This window comes from Vicinamibacteria bacterium, from assembly GCA_035570235.1.
GTDB lineage: Bacteria > Acidobacteriota > Vicinamibacteria > Fen-336 > Fen-336 > DATMML01.
Window position 1 is genome coordinate 47,474 of sequence record DATMML010000103.1, and the last position, 20,726, is coordinate 68,199.

A 20,726-nucleotide genomic window follows, 5' to 3' on the forward strand; every position below is an offset into this window, starting at 1 on the left:
AATCGCGGGGCCGATGTGGCGGACGCCGCGGGAAGCGTGAACGGCACATTCAGGACGCCGACTCCGACGACCCCGCTTCGCTACTTGAGCACGGCGAAGGTGACGTCCAGCTTCAGAAGCTCTCCGCTCAGGGGGTCCGCGGCCAGCACGTGGGAGGCGCTCTGGCCATCCCTCAGAAACTCGGTGAAGCTGGCGTTGAAGGAACGGAAGAGGGGGCTGTCCGAGTTCGTCTTGTCTCCCTCCGGAGCATAGATCGACGACTGCTCGACGGTGAGCTCTAGCCGGTAGCGGCCGTCCTCAAGCGGCTCCGCCGAGCAGTCGAGGTTGGCTCCCACGTTCTTGTACTGTAGCGTACCCGTCCCCTTGCCGACCGATACCGGGACTTCGATGCCCATGCGAAGGCGCGCCGGCCGCCCGGGCGCGCCGAGGGAGAGGGCGTAGGGCAGGTTGCTGATCTTCTTCTCGCCCGCGTAGCGGGCGAAGACCACCTGCACCTTGATGGGGATCGGGTTCTTGCGGGTCGGGGTCGGGGTTGGGGTCGGCTCCGCTTTCTCCTGTGCCCCAGCGGGAATGCTGAGCAGGCTGAGCCCCAGCAAAGCCACCATCGTCTCCCTCATGACGGCCTCCTTCCTTCACCTGTGTTCTCGGCGTCCCCCGGCTGCGGCTCCGGCGCGGGGAGGGCTTTGACCTCCAGCGGCGGCACGCCGAGCTCCGCCGGCTCCAGGGGCGCCTGTCCCGCCTCCTCGGCGGCGAGCAGCGACGTCGGCGAGATCTCGCGCCCACGGAGCGCCTCCCGGAAATGAAGGAGGGCCAGCTCCTGCCCGGGGGGGACCAGGACCACCGGCTCCCCCTTCGCGGGGCGCGCTCCCGGGGTGACGGCCGGGAAGGGCACCGCCCGCGGAGGCGGGGCGCTCGTCTCCGGCGGCACGGGCCGCGCGGCCCGGGTGGCGCTCGGGATCACGAGCGTCGGCTCTCCCAGCGGTCGATCGTTGCCGCCCCCGCGGATCAGGAGGCCCACCCCCACGGCCAGGGCCGCCATGCCCGCCGCGAGGGGGAGCCACGAGCGCGCGTGATCGTTCTCCGCCCCACGCCGCACGCGGGCCGGAAACGTGGGGGAGGGCTCGATCCCGAGCCCGGCGGCCAGTCCCTGATCGATCGCACGCAGGAGCGACTCCTCCTCCCCAAGGGCGGCCCGGCAGGAGAGGCAGCCTTCGAGATGGGACTCGAGCTCCACCGAGAGCGGCGCCCCCAGGGCCGCCTCCCTCAGGTCCGATTCGTGCCGGTCACAAGCCATCGCAATTTCTCCGCCAGGGCTCTCCGCGCGAGGTGGAGCCTCGACTTCACTGTGCCCTCGGGCAAACGGAGGAACCGCGCCGCCTCCCCGACCCCGTGCTCCTCCATCGCGCAGAGGATCACCACCACCCGCAGCTTCTCCGGCAACTCCCCCACCGCATCCCAGAGGTGGGACTGGAACTCGGCCCGCGCCGCCACCTCCTCGACGCTGGGCTCCGGAACGAGGTCGACCGCCGCCAGCTCCCGCCGCGCCCGGCGCCGGTCGGCGCGCTGGCGGTCGAGGGCCAGCCACCAGGAAATGCGGGCGAGCCAGCCGCGAAAGCGCTCACGGTCCCGCAGGAGGTAGAACCGGCGGTAGGCCCGGGTGAAGGCCTCCTGCGCCACCTCTTCCGCGTCCGCCCGGTTGCGCAGAACGCCGTAGGCCACGCGCACGGCCAAGGTCGCGCAGTCGGCGAGCCGGGCCTCGAAGTCGCTCTCTCCCGAGCCACCGAGGCTCACCAGGCTCCCGGGGTAGCGGCCGGCCACCTCATGCATCGCTCCTCCAATGAGCCAGACGCCGCCGAGAGCGGCTCGGTTCACGAAGAGGCGGCGCCGGCCCCGGATAGGATGTGGGTTTCGATGGCCACCGCCACGCCGTCCTCGTCGTTGGTGGGGAGGACGGGCAGACCCAGGCGCCTGAGCTCGGGATCGGCGTTGCCCATGATGAGGCCGAGCCCCGCCCCCTCCAGCATCTCGTGGTCGTTCCAGTTGTCGCCGATGGCCAGGGTCTCCTCGGCCCTGAGCCCCCACCGCTCCTGCAGGAAGGCGAGCGCCTCGCCCTTCCCCACCGAGCCCTGGAGCACGTCCAGGAGGCCCACTCCGCTCTGGGGATAGACGGTGCGCACGACCTTGGCCTCCTCCCCCAGGACCGACTCCAGTCCGGGCCGAAGAGCGTCCATCTCCGCCTGGGGGCCCCCGAACATGACCTGGATGGGAGCCTCCGGGAGCGCGGCCGCGAGGTCTTGGACCGTGGACACGTCGGGAGAGGATCGGTCCAGGTAGTAGGCCACGAGCGTGCTCCCGCGCGCCGAGCTCTGCACGAGCAGCTGCCCCTCGCCGTCGAGGCCGCAGTGGACCACGGGGGTCGCGCCGTGATCGTGGCCGTAATGGACGGCCCGGAGCGCGGCCTCCCGACGCAGCGGCCGGCAGCGGATCACGGCCCCCCGCTCGATGACCAGGGCCCCGTTGTGTAGCACGAGCGGGATCTCGCCCCCCAAGTCCTCCGCCACGCGCCGCGCGGAGGGATAGCGCCGGCCCGTGACCAGGACGAGATGCACGCCCGCCGCCCGCGCCGCCCCGACCGCCGCGCGCGTGCGGGGCGACAGGCCCTTCTCGCTCGTGAGCAGGGTCCCGTCGATGTCGAGGGCGAGGAGCCGGAAGCGAGCTCCCCTCAGCGGCCGCCCCAGATCTCGATCCGCTCGATCACGTCGCCGGGGCGGATCTTGTCCACCACCTCCATCCCGCTCACCACCTGCCCGAAGAGGGTGTAGCCCCCGTCCAGGTGCGGCTGCGGGGAGTGCGTGATGAAGAACTGGCTCCCCCCCGTATCCTTTCCGGAGAGGGCCATGCCCACCGCCCCCCGCCCGTAGGGCCGCTCGCCGATCTCGTCCCGGAGCGTGTAGCCGGGCCCGCCGTTTCCATCGCCGCGCGGGCAGCCGCCCTGGATCACGAAGTTTGGCTCTACGCGGTGGAAGGAGAGGCCGTTGTAGAAGCCACGGCGGGCGAGGGCTATGAAGGAGGCGCACGTCAGGGGGGCTTCCACGGTGTCGAGGTGGATCTCGATGGCGCCGTAGGCCGTGTGGATGAAGGCCCGCGGGGTGAAGAGCGGGAGGCTGGGGACGGGTTCGTAGGGAGCCATGGCCAGCCGGTAGTCCAGGGGGGGGCGCTCCACGCTCTCCGCGCCGGGCGGGGGCGGAGAGGCGTCCCCCCGAGCCTTGAGGGCGGCGGCGGCCTGGGCGCGCACCGGCCGCGCGGGATCGCTCTTCGCGATCTCGAGGAGGGTGGCGTGGGCGGCCTCGTCTTTCTGCACGGCCAAGGCCGCCACCTGGCCCAGCCGGGCGTCGAGGTCGGCGTCCTCCAGGGACCGGCGGTAAGCGGCGAGGAGGGCCGCGGATTGGCCAGGAGCCTTGAGCGCGGCCAGGCCCTCCGCGGCCGCCGCCCGCACCGCGAAGTCCGGATGCTCGAGGTGGCGGCGTAGGGTGTCCACGGCGTCGTTGCCTCGGGCCTTGCGGAGGGCCTCGAGCACCGATGGGAGGACGCGCGTGTCCTCGTCTTTGAGCATCCCCAGGAGAGTGACCAGACTGGCCTCGTCCCCCGCCTCCCCCAGAGCGGAGGCGAGGGCGGCCCGCACTATCCAGTCCGGGTCGGGGTCGAGGCCGGAGAGGACGAGGGCGAACTCCTCGCGGTCGGTGCGGGCGAGGGCGGGCAGGGCGGCGGCCCGGATCCACGCCTCCCGGGCCCCGACGTAGGGCACGATCTTCGAGCCCAGAGCGGGGTCCGGGGGGAGCAGGGCCAGCGCCTTCAGCGCCTCGCGCTTGATGATGAGCGGGGCGGTGGCGAGGGCAGCGGCCACGGCGGGAACCCCCTTGGCGTCGCCGATGGTGGCCAGGCCGCGGAGGGCGGAGACCACCACCCTCTCATCCTTGTCGCGGCTGAGGCTGGCCAGGATCTCGACCGCACTGGCGTCCTTGAGGGCCCCTAGGCCGCGCGCGGCCAGGGCCCGGCTCAGGGGATCGCCGGAGGAGGCGGAAGCGACCAGCACCGGGCGAAGGGACGGCAGCTCGACGCGCATGGCGACGTAGGTGGCCGCCCACCAGTCGAAGCGTGGCCGACCCCCGGCGAGGAGGGCGGTCTCCACGGCTCGTGCGTCCTTGAGGCGGGCCAGGGCTAGGAGTCCCAGGCGCAGCTCTAGCCAGGGATCGGCGGGGCTGCCCGGGTCATCGCCGCGCACGGTCACGAGGCCGGCGCCCTTGGGCACCGCGGCCAGCACGAGCTTGGCCACCTCCCCCGCCGCGCGCGCATCGCCGATCCGACCCAGCGCCTCCGCGGCGCGGCCCCGCACCACGGGGTCCGAGTCGGCGAGGGAGGCGACCAGCCGGTCCACCGCCGAGGTCTCCCCGATGAGGCCCATCGCGAATGCGGACACCTGCCGCACCTCGGGCTCGGGATCGTTCATGAGGTCCACGAGGGTGGGCACGAGCGCGGGGTCGGCAACGCGCCCCGCGGCGAGGGCGGCTCGCCGGCGCAGGCTCCGGTCAGGATCGCGCAGGTAGCGGTCCAGCTCACCCCCCCCCGTGCTCCGCGTGTCCTCGAGGGCAAGGATCCGCGTGAGTTTCTCCGGGCGGCGGCGTGGCGGGGGAGCGACCGCCAAAAGGACCGGCGCGGTCAGGAGAAACAGGAAGGCGGCGCGGCGCGGGAAGGAAAGCGCGGGCATGGAGAGGTCGATTATAGCAAGCGCGCTCTTAGGGGCCGCGTAGGGGGCTCAGGCCACGGCCAGGAGGTCCCGTCCTTCCTGGAGGCCCCGCCGACGCGCCTCCTCGCGGATGCGCGCCCGCGCCCCCGCCTGCCCCACCGCGGCCAGATGGAGGGGTCCCCGGAACGCCGCCGCCGCCTCTACCGAGACCACGGGGGCCCCGTGGATTGACCCCCCGATCTTCCGGGGGTCCACCTCCACAAAGGCCGCCACCTGGTGGCCGTGGCGAGCGAGGGCGCGGGACCAGCCCTTCCCCACCGGCCCCGCCCCCCAGATCACGACCCCTCGGCGCCCGGCCAGGGGCCCGCGCGCGAGGGCCTCAAGCTTCAGGTCCAAGAAGCGGTCGGACGCGTAGCGGGGATCGGTACGGCTGAGCCGATCCGGGCGATCCCGCCAGAGGAGCAGGGTCTTTGCGAGCTTGGCGAAGCGGAGACCCGCCGCGTGCGCGCGCAGCCAAAGATCGTAGTCTTCGGGGCCGTCGAAGGCGCGGTAGCCGCCCAGGGCGAGGAGGGCCGTGGTCCGCATCATCACGCTGGGATGGGCGAGGGGGGACTCCACGAAGAGGTCGCGCGTGATGGCCTCGTGGTCGAGGAGGGAGTTGAGCCAGGCCACGTAGGCGCGCATGCCGTGGTTGCGCGCCCCTCGTTCCGCGAGCAAGCTCACCCGGCAGCCCAGGACGTCGACGCCGGGGTCCGCGGAGAGCCGCGCTACCTGGCGCTCGAGCCGCTCCCGGTGGGCCAGGTCGTCGGCGTCCATGCGGGCCACGAGGGGAGCGCGCGCCTCCCCGAGGGCGGTATTGAGGGCGGCCACCAGTCCCCGGGCTTCCGTCCGTACCACGCGCAGGCGCGGGTCGGTGCGGGCGTGCGCCTCCAGCCGCTCCGCGCTCCCGTCCCGGGAGCCGTCATCCACCGCCACCACCTCGTGGTCCTCCAGGGTCTGCGCGCCCAGGGAGCGCAGGCAGTCCGCGAGGGTGGGGAGGGCGTCGCGCACGGGGAGGAGCACACTGACCCGCGGCATCTCAGGCTTGGCGACCCACGAAGTCGCGGGCCGAGAGGAGGGCGACCTCCGGCGAGCTCCCCTCCACCACGTAGAAGGGGCCGGAGAGGCCCGGCCGCCATCCCTCGCGCGGACCTCGGCGTATCTCCACCAGGTAGCCAGCCGCGTAGCGCACGGGCTCGAGGATCTCGTAGATCCAGATCCGGTGGCGGAGGGTGGCCCGGATGCGCGCGGCCGGGCCTTCGGGGGTGAGCGCGCTCAGGCTGGCCACCTTCGACACTAGGGCGTCAATGGCGGCCAGGCTGTCGGGGGGCACGAAGAGGAACTCGAGGCCGTAGCCCAGGTAGGGCCAGGCCACCTCCCCCGCCTCCCTCACCACGCGGCCGAGGGCGCGCACGCGGCTCATGCCGTCGGGGAGCTGGAACTCGAGGTCCAGGTCCGGGGACTCCGCCAGCCGTACCGGGCTCGCGATCAGCATGCCGTGGACGCTGAGGTTGTAGCTGAGGCCGTAGAAGTGGCCGGTGTTCGAGGTGCGGGGGGTGCCCACGACCTGGCCGTGCACCGGCACCCGAGCCTGCACCCGGCGGGGGACGGCCAAGAGCTTCGCGATCCAAGACTCCAGCCGCGCCGGCTCCAGGGGCCGCCGCAGCACCGCGTTCGCGCCCGCCGCGGACACGATCTCGTCCAGCTCCAGGGGCTCACCCGCGGGGAGGAGGACCAGCACGGACACGTGGCGCGTCAGGGGCAGGGCGCGGATCCGCCGGATGACCTCGGGGAGGGGGAGGTCGGGCAGGAGCGGACCGAGCATCACCAGCCGGGCGCCCCCGCGGCCCAGGTCGTCGATGAGCTCGCGGGCGGAGGCCTTCTCCTCCAGGGCCTCGCCGTTGCGCAGCAGCACGGGGACCTCGAGGACGAGGCTGCGGCTGTCGAGTCCGGCCGCGAGGATGGGAGGCGTCATGGCATAGGGCGGAGAGGGTCAGGTCACGATGCGCTGGCTACTGCGGCGGAGGCGGAAGGCCCGCTGGAAGGCGTCGGGCAGGATCGACTTGAGGCCGAGCAGGGAGGGGACGTGGTCGTAGTAGAGGACGAGGCGGGCGTCCTTGCGCCCACCCCGAGCCACATCCTTGACCACGAAGCCGTAGCGCCCGACCCGCGCCAACGCTCCCGGCAACAGCTCCACGCGACGCGCATCCTTCCCGTAGCCCTGGAGGTAGGCCCGAGGCTCGGTGAGCTTCCGGCGCAGGGTGTCGTTGGTGATGAGATGGGCCTTGGCACGCAGGAAGTCCACCGCCGACATCCGGCGTCGGTCGGCGGGGGCCGCGGTCAGGAGGCGCTCCGCGTCCGCCCCCGTCATGTTCTTGGCCATGTAGTCGAGGTTCAGGGCGTAGATCCTTTCCTCTTTAGAGCCCTGGTCGGCGTAGGTTTCGAGGGCCTTCTTCAGATCGTCGATGCTGAAGGAGAGCAGGTGCTGGGTCGTTCCGTCCGCCACGCTCAGGTCGAGGCCCTGTCCCGTCAGGTCCTGGCCCGGGGGCTGGTAGGTGAGGGAGGCGGCCGCCTCCTTCGCGTCGCCCAGGAGGGACAGACCCGTGGAGCCCCACCCCCCGGCCTCCACCTTGTGCAGACGGTCGACCGCGATGTGGACGGGGACCCCGAGCTTCATCTCCACGATCTCGACGTCCCCCGGGCCGGGGAACGAGCGCACCAGCACGCCCAGGAGCAGCACCAGGAAGAGGACGAGGGGGAGAACGAGGAAACCGAGGAAGCGCAGCTCCACCCCCGCGCGGGGAGGGGCCACGATCCGCCGCACCACGGGCTCGATCTTCCTGAGGCCCTCGTGGGGGGCCACCCGAAAGACGAACTTCTTCAAGAGGACGCCGTCGTCGCCGAAGAAGGAGGCCAGGCTCTGGGCCATGGGCGTGGCCTTGACGCCGTTGGCGGCGCGCACCATATCCAGGACCAGCCCCGGGGCCGGCTCCCGCGCGCCGGGGGCCTCCCCTTCCTTGGCCGCCTCCCCCACCAGGATCACGTAGAGGGGGACCTTCATCTCCCCGATCAAGCCCAGGAGCTTCTTGGCCACGAAGGCTTTTAGGTCCTCGCCCTTGGGGACCCCCATGTCCTCCCAGTCCTGCGCGCTCGGGTCCAGGAGGGCGTCGGTGAGCAGGATGATGCGAAAGTCGGTGCTCGGGGGGTACTCCCGGATGAGCTCCCGGGCCCTGGCGAATGCGAAGTAGAAGTCCGTCCATTGCCCGTTGTTGCGGTACTTGGTGACGTCGTCCACGAAGATCTCGTGCCGACCGCCGAAGAGGATCATGCGGTAGCGCTGCCCTTTGAGGAAGGTGAACATCTTCTCCAGCGCCGCCACCCGCTTCTCGTCGGGATCGAGGGGGGGCAGGGAGGCGGAGTTGTCGATGAGGAATAGGATGAGGGGCCCCTCGGGAGCGGGAGCGGCCGCGGAGGGCGTCATCTTGGGGCTCGGGCTCGCGGCCATCAGCAGCAGGCCGAGGAGAGGCAGGGCGTCCATACTCCGGCCCGCATTCTACTACGCCCGTCGTGGCCGCCTTCGATCGGTATAATCCCCAGACATGAAAGCGGGAATCATCGGACTTTCCTCCGTCGGCAAGAGCACCCTCTTCCAGCTCCTTACGGGAGCGGCCGCTCCCGCCGCGGGACGACCCGAGGCCCGGGTGGGGATCGCCCGCGTCCCTGACCCCCGCGTCCATGCCCTGGCCGAGATGTACAAGCCCAAGAAGAGCACTTGGGCCACCGTGGAGTACGTGGACGTGCCCGGAGTGGCCAAGGGGGAGGGCGCCGCCCTCGTTGACCTCCCCGCCTTGCGGGGGGTGGATGCCCTCCTGCACGTGGTGCGCGCCTTCGCGTCCGAGACCGTTGCCCACCCCGACGGCTCCGTCGACCCCCTCCGCGACGCCAAGATGCTGGAGCTGGAGCTGATCCTGGCCGACCTCGGCGCCGTGGAGCGACGCCTCGAGCGCCTGGAGGGGAACATCAAGAAGGCCAAGAAGCCCGAGGACGTGGCCGAACGCGCCGTCTTCATTAAGATGAAGGACTGGCTGGAGGGGGAGCGGCCGCTGCGCGAGCTGGTGCTGGAGGAGGACGAGCGCCGACGCCTGCGCAGCTACTCCTTCCTCTCCGAGAAGCCTGTCCTCCTGGTGGTGAACCTGGGGGAAGACGGGATCCGGGGGGCGGCAGCCTTTCTCGAGAGCTCCGGCCTCGTCAACTTAGCGGCCCGCCCCGGCCTCGCCCTCTGCCCCGTCTCCGCCCCCATCGAGGCCGAGATGGGCCTGCTCTCCCCCGAGGACGCCCGCGCCTTCCGGGAAGACCTCGGCCTCAGCGAGCCCGGCTTGGACCGGGTGATCCAGACATCCTACGCGCTGCTCGGGCTCATCTCCTTCCTGACCGCGGGGGACGACGAGTGCCGGGCCTGGACCATCCGCCGCGGGACCCGCGCGCAGGTGGCGGCGGGAACCATCCACTCCGACATCGAGCGCGGCTTCATCCGGGCGGAGGTGGTGGCTTTCACGGACCTCATGAGCGCGGGCTCCCTCGCCGCCTGCCGGGAAAAGGGGACGCTGCGCCTGGAGGGGAAGGACTACGAGGTCCAGGACGGCGACGTCATCAATTTCCGGTTCAATGTCTGAAGCGGCCAAAAGCGGCGGGACCCGATTTGGAGTCCAAAGGGGGTGCGTGGCACCCTGACTCGCACACATGACGGCCGCTACGGCCAGGAGGGCCGGACGTAGACGCGCGGCGGGCGGCCAGAGCCCCGCCGACGCCCTGGCGTACGCCGCGAGAGCCGTGAACGGCACGCCGTTGACGCCGATTCCTTCGATTTCCTTTTCCGGGCGTGGGCGCTGATGGACTGTCCCGCCTGTCATCGCCCCCTCAGCCGGGTGCGGCCGCGATGCCTCTACTGCGGGGCGGCCGTGCCCGCCGACCTCCTGGCCGCCGCGGCCCCGACACCCGCTCCCGCCGTTCCCGCCCCCGAGCGCCTGCTCCTCGTGCTCGACCTCTCGAGGGTCACCGCGGAGACGCTGGCCCCGGCCCTCGGCTTGCTCCCCGCCGAGGCGGCCCGGCGCGTGCGGCGTGGAGGCTACCAGCTCCACCGCATCGCCTTTAGGGAAGCCGCGTCCACGGAAACGGACCGGCTGCGGGGGGCCGGGCTCTTCGTGATTGAGGTGCCGGAGGCGGAGGCCCACGTGCGGCCCCTCCTGGCCAAGGGCGGCACGCAGGATGCGGACGGGCTGAGCCTGCGGGCCGAAGGGGGAGCCCTGCGGGTCTCCCCCGGCCAGGTCCTCCTGGTGGTTCGGGGCCCGATCGCCCGCGAGTACCAGGCGCTTCCCACCCACAGGCGGGTCTCGGCCGCCCGGCCCGAGGAGGGCCACCGGATCCACCTCCACCTTCGGGGCGAGCCGCGGCCGCTCGAGCTGGACCCCGCGAACTTTGAGTTCGGACGCGCGCCCACGGCGGGGTCCTCGCTGCTGGAGCTGAACGCTTGGGTCGAGGCCATCGCCCCCGAGGCCCCCCGCGACGAGGCCTTCCGCCAGGAGCCCCCGGCCTTGAGCCTGGCCGCGCCCGCGGAGAGGGAGGTCGCGGCCCGCGCGCTAAACCCCCCGCGCGAGAAGGAGCCCCCCCCGATCCTGGAGAACCTCGAGCAGTTCCGCTTCTATTCCGCGTGGCGCGCGGCCGTGGAGCGAAGGCGTTGAGGGAGGGATGGGGACGGCGCGACGTCCTGCTCCTCGCCCTCCTGGCCCTCTTCCCGCTCCTGGCCTACGCCCCGGCCTGGACGCAGGGGCGGCTCTTGGGTCCGGGCGATGGGGCGGCCCTGCACTACCCGCTCCGGACCGAGGTCTGGCGGGCCTATGACCGCGGCGAGGTCCCCTCCTGGAACTCCGGGATCTTCTCCGGCACGCCCCTGCTCTCCTCCTATCGGCCAGGGGCCTTCTACCCGCCCATGGCCCTCCTCTTCCTCCTCCCTCCCTTCACCGCCTTTCAGGTGCTCGTTCTCTTGTCGCTCTCCGCGGCCTCTGTCCTGACCTTCCTCTACGTGCGACGCCTGGGCGGAGAGCGGGCGGGGGCGTATGTTTCCGCGCTCGCCTTCGCCCTCGGCCCCTACCTCGTCGGGCACCTGGGCGACACCGCCACCATCGTCGCGGCTCCCCCGCTCCTCCTGGTCTTGCTGGCCGCGGAGGCACACATGGCGGACGCGGGCCGCGCGATCCGCCTCGCCGCGGCGGTGGCCTTGCTCCTCCTCGCCGGCTCGCCGGAGGCGGCCCGCGCGGGAGGGGCTCTCCTCCTCGGCCGCCTGGTGGTGGGCCACGTTTTTGCCCGCGGCGTTCCCGGCCCCTCCTTGCGGGCCAGCGGGCTCGCCCTTCTCTCGGGCGTCCTCCTGGCCGCCCCCCAGCTCCTGCCCACCCTCATGGCCGCCCGCGAGGCCGGCCCCCCCCCGACCGGGCTGGCCACGGCGGAAGTCGGCGTCCTGCCGGGGGTGACCGGCTTCGTGCTCCGCTACGTGTCCCACACCCCCGCCCCCGCGCTGGCCCTGGCCGCCCTGCCCCTCGCCCTCGCCCGGCCCAGCGTCCGCGTGCTGGGCCTCGCCCTCGCGGCATGCCTCGCCCTTCAGGGAAGTCGGGAATCCCTCTCCGCGCCGGGAGCGGCCGCCCTCGTCTTCGACCTCGCACTCGCGGTCCTGGCCGGCCTCTCTCTCTCCACCCAATGGGTGGCGCGGCGGGAGGGGCTGGGCCGGCGGATGCGGGCCCACTTCCTGCTCGCCGCCCTGGCCTCCGCCGCCGCCCTCTCCGTGGCGGCGGCCGTGGTCGGTCCCCTGCCCCAGACCCTGGCCGGCGCGGTGGGCGTTCTCGCTCTGGCCCTCATCCTTTATTTCACCCTCGCGGAGTCACCCAACCCCGTGAAGGCCTACCTCTGGCTGCTGCCCCTCAGCGTGTCCTTCCTCCTCCAGCCCCACGGCCGCGAGGCCTGGGCGGGAGCGCCCACCCAAGGAGACCTCCTGCGCGGCACGCCCACCCGCGAGGCCATCGACCGGGCCATGGCGGGACGGCCGGAGGAGCGGATCCTGGCCCTCGTCCGGGAGTGGCCGCGGGAGGAGGCCAGCGACCTCGCCTACGCCAACCTGGGCGCGCTCGCGGGACGCCGGAACGCCAACGGCTACGACCCGCTCGTCCCCCGGCTGCGGCTCTCGGTCTTCGACGGGATGGACGCAGGGGGGGCCCTGCCCGCCGGCTTCTTCCGCACCGACCCCGGGCGCCTCGAGCTCCTGGGTGTCCGCTGGGTGGAGGTGCCCTCCTCCGCTCTCACCACGACCGCGGATCCCGAGGGGCTCGGCGATCTCGTCGACCTCCCCCTGGAGCCGGAGCGCCCCCGCTTCTTTCCCCTTCCCCTCACCCGCGCCACCGAGGTCCGCCTCTCCTCTTGGCTCTCCTACGCGGTCGAGGTGCCCCAGGAGACGCCGGTCGCGGAGGTGCTCGTGCGGCTGGCCACCGGACGCGAGGTAGCGCTCTCCTTCCGGGCGGGGGTCGATACCGCGGAGTGGGCTTACGACCGGCCGGACGTGCTCCCGCGCGTGCGCCACCAGCGCGCGCGGGTCCTGGAGAGCTTCCCCGGCCCGGAGGGCGGCTTTGAGGGCCATCACTACAAGGCCATCCTCATGCTCCCCGCCCGCTATCTCTTGGACGGGGTCCGCATCCGAACCCTCCCCGGCCCCTGGCGGCTTTCCCTCGGACGACTGGGGGTCTTCGACGCGGTCAAAGGGCGCGCGGTTGCGGTCTCCGTTACCGGGGCCTACCTGAGCGACACCGTCCGGCTCCGCGAGGCCGCGGCCACGCCCCTCGTCAAGCTCTACCAGGTGCTGCGCGGCCTCGGCCCCGCCCGGGTGGTGGACGGCCTCCGCCGCTTCCCCGAGGAGGAGGCGCTGCTCAGCGCCCTGCGCGCACCGACCCGCGCCGGCATCGACTCGCGCCGGGAAGCCCTGATCACGCTGGCGGACGCGCAGGGGGTGGTTGTGCCCGAGGAGGGCCGCCGCACGATGCGGGCGGAGGTGGTGCGGGCGGTGGGGACCCGCCTCGAGGTGCGCGCGGAGGGGGCCGGCGTCCTGGTCATCACGGAAGGATGGGACCCCGGGTGGTCGGCAGAAGTGGACGGGGTGGGAGCCCGGATCCTCCGGGTCAACGGCACCCACATGGGGGTAGTGCTGTCGGCGGGGACGCACCGGATCGTGCTCCGCCATCACGCGCGCGGACTCATGGCGGGGACGCTGCTGGCCGCTCTTGGTGCGGTGGGCCTCCTTCTGGCCCGCCGCGGGTGGCGCATTTGACCCTCCGCGAGCACGCGTGCTACGGTCGCCCATTCTCCGGCGCGCGGGCGTCGCGACCCGCCGCCGGCTGGAGCATCCCCGCTTGACTGCGTCCCGACCCAGCCTGTCCATCTTCTTCCCGGCTTACAACGACGCCGGCACCATCGCCAGCCTCGCCCTCGTCGCCCACATGACGGCCCGCACCCTCACCGACGATCACGAGGTGATCGTGGTCGACGACGGGAGCCCCGACCACACCGGCCAGATCCTGGACGAGATGACGCGGCATTTCCCCTGGCTCAAGGTGGTGCATCACGACAAGAACCGGGGCTACGGGGGCGCTCTGCGCACCGGCTTCCGCACCGCTTCGAAGGAGCTCATCTTCTACACAGACGGGGACGCGCAGTACGACCCCCGGGAGATGGTGAAGCTCCATGCCGCCCTCCTGCCGGGGGTGGACTTCGTGAACGGATACAAGATCTGGCGGCATGACCCCCTGCACCGGTTCATCATCGGAAAGATCTACCACTGGTTCGTGAAGCTCGCCTTCGGACTCAGGCTCCGGGACGTGGACTGCGACTTCCGCCTGATGCGGCGGGAGGTCTTCCGCAAGGTGGAGCTCACCCGCTCCTCCGGCGTTATCTGCGTCGAGCTCATGAAGAAGGTGCAGGACCACGGCTTCCGCCTGGCCGAGGTGCCCGTCCACCACTACCACCGCACGTACGGGAAGAGCCAGTTCTTCAACTTCCCGCGCGTGGCCCGCACCCTGGTGGATCTGACCCGGCTCTGGTGGGAGCTCGTGGTGCGCCGCGACCACCTGAAGGAGGCCCCCGCTCCCGTCCGCGAGCCCGCCCCCGACCCCAAAGAGCGCTGATGGCGGACCACCGGGACTTCTACCGGGGCCGGAGAGTCCTCGTCACGGGCGGTCTCGGCTTCATCGGCAGCAATCTCTGCCGGGCCCTGGCCGACCTGGGGGCGGAGGTCCTGGCCGTGGACAGCCTGCTCCCCGACTACGGCGGGAACCTTTTCAACCTCGCCGGCTACGAGCAGCGGGTGCGCATCAACATCGCCGACGTGCGCGGCCACGGCATGGAGTACCTGGTGCGGGACCAGGAGGTGCTCTTCAACCTGGCCGGGCAAGTGAGCCATCTGGATTCCATGAACGACCCCTTCACGGACCTGGAGATCAACTGCCGGAGCCAGCTCTCGATCCTGGAGTCGGTCCGCAAGAGCAACCCCGGGGTGAAGATCGTCTACGCGGGCACCCGCCAGGTCTACGGCAAGCCGATGCGGCTGCCCGTGGACGAGAGCCACCTCCTGAACCCGGTGGACGTGAACGGGATCAACAAGATCTCGGGGGAGTTCTACCACCTCGTCTACCACTCGGTTTACGGCATCCGGGCCTCCTCCCTGCGCCTCACCAACACCTACGGCCCCCGGCAGCTCATCAAGCACAACCGACAGGGCTTCATCGGCTGGTTCATCCGCCAGGCCGCCTTGGGCGAGCAGATCCAGATCTTCGGCGACGGGCGCCAGAAGCGCGACTTCAACCACGTGGACGACGTGGTAGACGCCTTCCTCCGCGCGGGGGCCATGGACGCGGCCGACGGGCAGGTTCTGAACCTGGGCTCGTCCCCCCCCGTCGCGCTCTTGGACTTGGTGAAGCTCATGATCGAGGTGGCGGGCGCGGGGTCCTTCATCCTCACCCCCTTTCCCCCCGAGCGGAAAAGGATCGACATCGGCGACTTCTACGCGGACACCACCAAGATCCGGAAGCTGCTGGGCTGGGAGCCGCGGGTGGCGCTCCGCCAGGGGCTCGCGGACAGCATCGCCTTCTACCGCGCGCACAAGGAGCATTACCTTTGACCGTCCCCTTCGTGGACCTGAAGGCGCGGGTGGCCGCCCTGCGGGGGGAGTTGGACGGCGCCCTGGCCCGGGTGCTCGACTCCGGCCGGTTCATCCTGGGGCCGGAGGGGGAGGCCCTGGAGGAGGAGCTGGCCCGAGCGCTCGGGGCCGAGCACGCGGTGGGGGTGGCCAGCGGCACCGACGCCCTCCACCTGGGCCTGGCCGCCCTGGGGGTGGGGGCGGGGGACGAGGTCGTGACCTCGCCCCTCTCCGCCGCCTTCACCGCTCTGGCCATCGTGGCCGCGGGTGCTCGGCCCGTCTTCGCCGACCTCGACCCCCTGACCCTCAACATCTCCCCCGAGGCCACGGAGCGGGCGGTGACGCCGAGGACCAAGGCCATCGTGCCCGTCCATCTCTACGGCCATCCCGCGGACATGGACCCCATCCTGGCCCTGGCCCGCGACCGCCGCCTCCACGTCCTGGAGGACGCCTGCCAAGCGCACGGGGCTCTCTACAAGGGCCGGCCGGTGGGCACCCTGGGGGGGCTGGGGGCCCTCTCCTTCTATCCCACCAAAAACCTGGGCGCGCTCGGCGATGGGGGGGCCCTGCTCGTGGCGGACCGATCACTAAGGGACCGCCTCCGCCGCTTGCGCAACGGCGGCCAGAGCGACCGCTACCGGCACGAGACGCTGGGCGCCAACAGCCGCTTGGACGAAATGCAGGCCGCGATCCTGAGGGTCGGGCTCCGCCACCTTCCGGCCTGGACAACGAGGCGGCGGGCCCTGGCCGCCCTCTACTCTTCCGCGCTTCAGGGCGCGGGGGTGACCCTGCCCCGCGAGCAGCCCTACGCGCACGCGGTCTATCATCTCTACGTGGTCCGCCATCCTCGGCGCGACGCCCTGGCCGCGTCCCTTAAGGAGCGCGGGGTGGGCACCCTCATCCACTATCCCATCCCCCTCCATCTCCAGCCCGCTTTCTCCGACCTGGGTGGACGGGAGGGCGACTTTCCGGTGGCGGAGAGAGCGGCCCGGGAGATCCTCTCCCTGCCCCTCTACCCCGAGCTCAGCGACGCCCAAGCCCAGGCGGTGGCGGCGGCCGTGCGCGAGGCCACCGCCCACCCCACGGTCGGTGCGGGGTGAGGGGCCGGATCCTGGTCGTGGTCCCCACCTACAACGAGCGGGAAAACGTGGGCCCGCTCATCCGCGAACTCCTCGCCCAGGGGGAGGAGATCGACGTCTGGGTGGCCGACGACGGCAGCCCCGACGGCACCGGGGAGGCCGTCCGCGCCGCGGGGGCCGAGTTCCCCGGGCGGGTGGAGCTCCTCGAGCGCAGGGAGAAGGGGGGACGGGGTGCGGCCGTGATCGCGGCCTTCAAGCGGGGCCTGGCCGATCCCCGCCGCTACCGGATCCTCTTCGAGATGGACGCCGATTTTTCCCATCATCCCCGGGAGATTCCCAAGTTTCTGGAGAGGCTCGAGGCCTGCGACATGGTCATCGGCTCCCGCTACGTCCCGGGGGGGGGAACGTCGGAATGGGGCCTCGCGCGGGCCGTCCTCTCCTGGCTCGCCAACAAGTACATCGCGCTCGTGGCCGGCGTCCCCGTTCGGGACACCACCAGCGGATACCGCGCCTATCGTCGCGAGGTCCTGGAGGCCACGGACTTCGACCGCATCAAGATCAAGGGCTACGTGGTCCACGGGGAGATGGCCTACCAGGCCTGGATCCACGGGTTCCGGCTGGGCGAAGTGCCCATCCACTTCAAGAACCGGGCGCGGGAAGCCTCGAAGCTGACCGGCCAGGAGATCTACATGGCCCTCGCCAACTTCGCTCTCCTGCGTTTCCGCTACGGCTTCCGGCCCCGGAAGCGGCCGGCCCCCGACCGCCTCTGGACGTGAAGACCCTCGTATTCTGGGGAGGGGGATCCCCCGACCGGGCCCGGCGCCATCACCGGGAAGGGGCGGTCTTCGTGCTCTGGGGCGAGAAGCGGGGCGCGCTGGACGCCGCGTCCATTCCCTTCCGGACCGCCGACCTCGCCCCCGCCCAGGCGGAGGGGGTGGAGCGGGCGGCCCTGCGGTGGAGCCGGGCCTGGCCCCGCATCCCCCTCGTGGACGGGCGGAGTTTCCGCGAGCTTCTGGAATGGAAGGGACTGAGCCTGGCCGACCTCCTCGATGACTTCTGGCGCGCGTCCCCAAGGCTCGGGGACTACGTGCGCCTCATCGAGACCGTCGAGCTCCTTCTGGAACAGGAGACGCCCGACGAGGTGGAGGCGGTGGGCCTCAAGGGGCCGACCGCGCTGCTCCTCGGCCGGGCCTGCACGCGGCGCGGGATCCTCTACCACGGCCCCCAGCCCCGGCCCTTTGGGGCGGGCGGGGGGGCCGCGTTCCGGGGCCGGGTGCAGGCCCTGGCCACACTCGCCCGCTCCCTCCGGGCGTCGTTCTCCGGGGGTCCGCCTGCCCCCGCGTGCGGCGGCCGGGCGGTGGCCCTCCTCTTCCTTTCCGCCGATGAGGGGCAGGCCTCGCTCGCGCGCGCGGCCGGCGCGGATACCCTTCTCTGCCCCTTCGCGGTCACGGTGGGGGCAAGGACCCCGCGACCCTCCCTCGCGGACTACCCGGCGCTCCGGGAGGTGCGGGCGGTCTCCCGGCGTTTGCGGGAGACCTGGGGCCGGCTCCGCCGGAGCCCCGCCCTGGGCGATGCCTTCAGCCACCGCGGGGTTGCCTTCGCCGACCTGGCCCGGCGCGACCTGGCCGAGCTGATGCTCGTCTGGCTCCCCCGCGCGGTCTCCCGGTTCGAACAGGCGATCGCCGTCCTGCGCGCCGTCCGCCCCGCGGTAGTGTGCCTGGGGAGGGCGCCCGGCCCCCTTCTCCTCGCCTGCCGCGCGGCCGCGGTCCCTACCGTGGAGCCGCGGGCGGGGGAGACGGGGGAGAGCCTCCTCGCCCGCCTGCGGGCTGCGGCCGGCGCGCCCGCGGGGGCGGCGTGATAGCTTCTTAGCCATGCGACCGACCACGTTCAGCCTGGGGGCGCGGCAGGTGGGAGAGGGCCAGGCCTGCGTGATCGTGGCCCGGGTGGCCTCCGCCCACGAGGGCTCTGCGGAGACCGCCCAGCGCATGATCGAGGCCGCCTTCAAGATGGGGGCGGACGCGATCCAGTTCCAGATCTTCCGGTCCGAGCTGCTCGTGGTTCGGCGCCACCCGGGCCGGCGGAACCTGGACGCGGTCGAGCTCAGCGCCAAGGAGTGGCGGGGGGTGCTCAAGGCGGCCAAGGCCTCGGGCCTGGCCGTGCTCGCGGAGGCCCTTGACCACGCTAGCCTGGAGCTGGCGGCGGAGGCGGGAGTGGACGCGCACCAGGTCCACACCACGGACATGGAGAACCCGGAGTTCATACGCGCGGTGGGGAGCCTGGGCCGGCCCGTTCTCCTGACCGTGGGGGCGGTGCCGGAGGCGGTCGTGCGGGAGGCCTGCGACCTCGTGGGGGGCCCGCTGGGGCTGCTCCACGGTCTGCCCACCGTGCCCGCCCCGCTGGAGGAACTGCGCTTCCGCGACCTCCTGGCCTTGAAGGAGTCCTACCGAGTTCCCGTGGGCTTCTTGGACCAGACCGACGGGGGGAGTGCCTTCGCCCTCCTGGCCCCCGCCCTCGCCGCCGCCCAGGGCGCGGACCTCGTGGAGAAGCCTTTCACCCTGGACCGCTCCCTAAAGGGCCCCGATTACCAGCCCTCCCTGAGCCCCGAGGACTTCTACCGCATGGTGGAGCTGCTGCGGCAGGCGGAGCGGGCCCGGGGGGACGGGGCGGCGGCGGAGAGCGAGGGCGCCCGCCGCCTGCGGCGGCAGATGGCGCGCTCCATCGTGGCCGGGGGCCTCATCCCGCGGGGGGAGGTTCTGACCGCGCCCATGCTGGCCTTCAAGCGCACGGACGCGCGCTTCGAGCCCGGCTTCCCGCCCCGGGAGGCCCACCGCGTGATCGGGCGCCGGGCCGCCCGTCCCATCCAGGCCGACGAGACCATACGGGAGGACATGCTGGAATGAAGACCCTCATCACAGGCGGGGCCGGCTTCGTGGGCAGCCACCTCGCGGAGGCGCTCCTCGCCCGCGGCGACGAGGTCTACGTCCTCGACAACCTCTCCACCGGCTCCATCGAGAACATCGAGCACCTGAAGGGCCAAGCCCGCTTCCACTACGCGATCGAGAGCATCATGAGCGAGCCCGTCACGGCCGAGCTCGTGGACCGGGTGGAGGTGGTCTACCACCTGGCGGCGGCGGTGGGGGTGCGGTTGATCGTCGAGAGTCCCGTGAACACCATCGAGACCAACGTGCACGGGACGGAGATGATCCTGAAGCTCGCGAACAAGAAAAAGAAGAAAGTGATCGTGGCCTCCACCTCCGAGGTCTACGGCAAGGGGGAGGTGGTCCCCTTCCGGGAGGACGCCGACCTCGTGATGGGCCCCACCAGCAAAGGGCGCTGGAGCTACGCCTGCAGCAAGGCCATCGACGAGTTCCTGGCCCTGGCCTACCACAAGGAGAAGCGCCTGCCCGTGGTGGTGGTGCGCCTCTTCAACACCGTGGGTCCGCGGCAGACGGGTCGCTACGGCATGGTCATCCCCAACCTGGTGAAGCAGGCCCTGCTCGGGCACCCCTTGACCGTGTACGGGGACGGCACCCAGAGCCGCTGCTTCACCTACATCAGCGACGTGGTGGGGGCCCTGATCCGGCTGGCGGAGGTCAAGGAGGCGGTGGGCGAGGTCTTCAACATCGGCAACGACGGCGAGGAGATCACGATCATGGACCTGGCCCGCCGGGTCAAGACCCGCACCGGCACCAAGAGCGAGATCGTGCTCGTCCCCTACGCCACCGCCTACGAGGAAGGCTTCGAGGACATGCAGCGCCGGGTGCCCGACCTCTCCAAGATCCGGGCCCTCATCGGCTACGAGCCCCGCGTCCAGCTGGACGAGATCCTGGAGCGGGTCGTCGCCTACTTCACCTCCGACCAAGCCCGTTCGTGAACACCGCCGAGTACGAGCGGATGTTCGAGGCGGAGGAGACCCAGTGGTGGTACGCGGGGATGCGCGCCATCGGCCTCGCCCTCCTCGATCCGCCCCTGGCCCGCCTCAAGGACCACGGCCGGCCGCCCCTCATCCTGGACGCGGGCTGCGGGACGGGGCTTAACCTCCGCTACCTCGGGGAGCGCGGCCGGGCCCTGGGCGTGGACCTCTCCCCGGAGGCGCTCCGCTTTTGCGGACGCCGGGGGGTGAGCGCGGCCCGGGCCAGCCTCTTGGCCCTTCCCTTCCCGGAAGGGGTCTTCGACTGCGTCACCTCCTTCGACGTGCTCTACCACGCCTGGGTCACGGACGATTCTGTCGCGACCCGGGAGCTGGTCCGCGTGCTGCGGCCGGGCGGCCTCCTCCTCCTGCGCGTGCCCGCCCTCCGCATGCTGTGGGGCGCGCACGACCAGGCCGTCCACTCCCGGCACCGCTACCGACGCCGCGAGGTCTTCTCCCTGCTTACCTCGGCCGGCCTCGAGGTCGAGCGCATCAGCTACTGCAACACCCTGCTCTTCCCGATCGTGGCCTTGCGCCGCTCCCTCGACCGCCTGACCGGCCGGGAGGGCTCGGACGTGGGCTTCCTCCCCGCCCCCCTGGAGTGGGCCTTTCGCAAGGCCCTGCTCGCGGAGGCCGCGCATCTGACCCGGGGGCGGGGCCTGCCCTTCGGAGCCAGCCTCGTCGCGCTCGGTCGCAAGCCCGCCTGACGGGGTGCCGGTTTCCGGGGCC

At 72.1% G+C, this 20,726-nt stretch carries 19 protein-coding genes; 11 read left to right on the top strand and 8 right to left on the bottom strand.

Annotated elements, in window-relative coordinates; translation table 11 throughout:
- Positions 1-80: 80 nt before the first annotated feature.
- The 8 genes from VN461_19160 to VN461_19195 are packed head-to-tail and all read right to left on the bottom strand — an operon-like array spanning position 81 to position 8,321.
- Entirely contained in the window at positions 81-617 is a 537-nt protein-coding gene (locus tag VN461_19160) for a hypothetical protein (protein ID HXB56890.1), read from the bottom strand.
- Positions 614-1,294 carry a hypothetical protein gene (locus VN461_19165; GenBank protein HXB56891.1) on the bottom strand — a complete coding sequence of 227 codons (681 nt, stop codon included), beginning with the start codon at positions 1,292-1,294 and terminating at the stop codon, positions 614-616. The genes VN461_19160 and VN461_19165 overlap by 4 nt, the downstream gene beginning before the upstream one ends.
- On the bottom strand, positions 1,264-1,827 hold the full coding sequence (locus VN461_19170) for an RNA polymerase sigma factor (protein ID HXB56892.1): 564 nt from the start codon (positions 1,825-1,827) through the stop codon (positions 1,264-1,266). Before VN461_19170 ends, VN461_19165 begins: the two co-directional genes overlap by 31 nt.
- 41 nt (positions 1,828-1,868) lie before the next feature.
- Entirely contained in the window at positions 1,869-2,738 is an 870-nt protein-coding gene (locus VN461_19175; GenBank protein ID HXB56893.1) for an HAD family hydrolase, read from the bottom strand.
- Positions 2,723-4,765 carry a HEAT repeat domain-containing protein gene (locus VN461_19180; GenBank protein ID HXB56894.1) on the bottom strand — a complete coding sequence of 681 codons (2,043 nt, stop codon included), beginning with the start codon at positions 4,763-4,765 and terminating at the stop codon, positions 2,723-2,725. Before VN461_19180 ends, VN461_19175 begins: the two co-directional genes overlap by 16 nt.
- Positions 4,766-4,813: 48 nt before the next feature.
- A complete protein-coding gene (locus VN461_19185; GenBank protein HXB56895.1) occupies positions 4,814-5,821 on the bottom strand; it encodes a glycosyltransferase in 1,008 nt (335 codons plus the stop codon).
- A gap of 1 nt (position 5,822) precedes the next feature.
- Positions 5,823-6,758, bottom strand: coding sequence for a PilZ domain-containing protein (locus tag VN461_19190; GenBank protein ID HXB56896.1), 936 nt, complete (start codon positions 6,756-6,758; stop codon positions 5,823-5,825).
- Positions 6,759-6,776: 18 nt separating this feature from the next.
- Positions 6,777-8,321, bottom strand: coding sequence for a VWA domain-containing protein (locus tag VN461_19195; protein HXB56897.1), 1,545 nt, complete (start codon positions 8,319-8,321; stop codon positions 6,777-6,779).
- Between the two features lie 61 nt (positions 8,322-8,382).
- Between VN461_19195 and ychF the strand changes: the two genes are divergently transcribed.
- From ychF to VN461_19250, 11 genes are all read left to right on the top strand, one after another.
- Positions 8,383-9,456, top strand: a complete 1,074-nt coding sequence (gene ychF, locus VN461_19200; protein HXB56898.1) for a redox-regulated ATPase YchF — start codon at positions 8,383-8,385, stop codon at positions 9,454-9,456.
- Positions 9,457-9,741: 285 nt separating this feature from the next.
- Complete coding sequence (locus tag VN461_19205; GenBank protein HXB56899.1) at positions 9,742-10,521, top strand: hypothetical protein; 780 nt, start codon at positions 9,742-9,744, stop codon at positions 10,519-10,521.
- Complete coding sequence (locus VN461_19210; protein ID HXB56900.1) at positions 10,518-13,145, top strand: YfhO family protein; 2,628 nt, start codon at positions 10,518-10,520, stop codon at positions 13,143-13,145. The genes VN461_19205 and VN461_19210 overlap by 4 nt, the downstream gene beginning before the upstream one ends.
- 82 nt (positions 13,146-13,227) lie before the next feature.
- Complete coding sequence (locus VN461_19215; protein ID HXB56901.1) at positions 13,228-13,998, top strand: glycosyltransferase family 2 protein; 771 nt, start codon at positions 13,228-13,230, stop codon at positions 13,996-13,998.
- Complete coding sequence (locus VN461_19220) at positions 13,998-14,990, top strand: NAD-dependent epimerase/dehydratase family protein (protein ID HXB56902.1); 993 nt, start codon at positions 13,998-14,000, stop codon at positions 14,988-14,990. Before VN461_19215 ends, VN461_19220 begins: the two co-directional genes overlap by 1 nt.
- Positions 14,987-16,108: a DegT/DnrJ/EryC1/StrS family aminotransferase gene (locus VN461_19225; GenBank protein ID HXB56903.1), complete on the top strand. Its 1,122-nt coding sequence runs from the start codon at positions 14,987-14,989 to the stop codon at positions 16,106-16,108. Before VN461_19220 ends, VN461_19225 begins: the two co-directional genes overlap by 4 nt.
- On the top strand, positions 16,105-16,863 hold the full coding sequence (locus VN461_19230; GenBank protein HXB56904.1) for a polyprenol monophosphomannose synthase: 759 nt from the start codon (positions 16,105-16,107) through the stop codon (positions 16,861-16,863). The genes VN461_19225 and VN461_19230 overlap by 4 nt, the downstream gene beginning before the upstream one ends.
- On the top strand, positions 16,860-17,945 hold the full coding sequence (locus VN461_19235) for a hypothetical protein (GenBank protein HXB56905.1): 1,086 nt from the start codon (positions 16,860-16,862) through the stop codon (positions 17,943-17,945). Before VN461_19230 ends, VN461_19235 begins: the two co-directional genes overlap by 4 nt.
- Positions 17,946-17,958: 13 nt before the next feature.
- Positions 17,959-18,987 carry an N-acetylneuraminate synthase family protein gene (locus tag VN461_19240; GenBank protein HXB56906.1) on the top strand — a complete coding sequence of 343 codons (1,029 nt, stop codon included), beginning with the start codon at positions 17,959-17,961 and terminating at the stop codon, positions 18,985-18,987.
- The gene (locus tag VN461_19245) at positions 18,984-19,961 is read left to right on the top strand and encodes a GDP-mannose 4,6-dehydratase (GenBank protein HXB56907.1); all 978 of its coding nucleotides are present in this window, start codon (positions 18,984-18,986) and stop codon (positions 19,959-19,961) included. The genes VN461_19240 and VN461_19245 overlap by 4 nt, the downstream gene beginning before the upstream one ends.
- Positions 19,958-20,704 carry a class I SAM-dependent methyltransferase gene (locus VN461_19250; protein HXB56908.1) on the top strand — a complete coding sequence of 249 codons (747 nt, stop codon included), beginning with the start codon at positions 19,958-19,960 and terminating at the stop codon, positions 20,702-20,704. Before VN461_19245 ends, VN461_19250 begins: the two co-directional genes overlap by 4 nt.
- Positions 20,705-20,726: the final 22 nt, after the last annotated feature.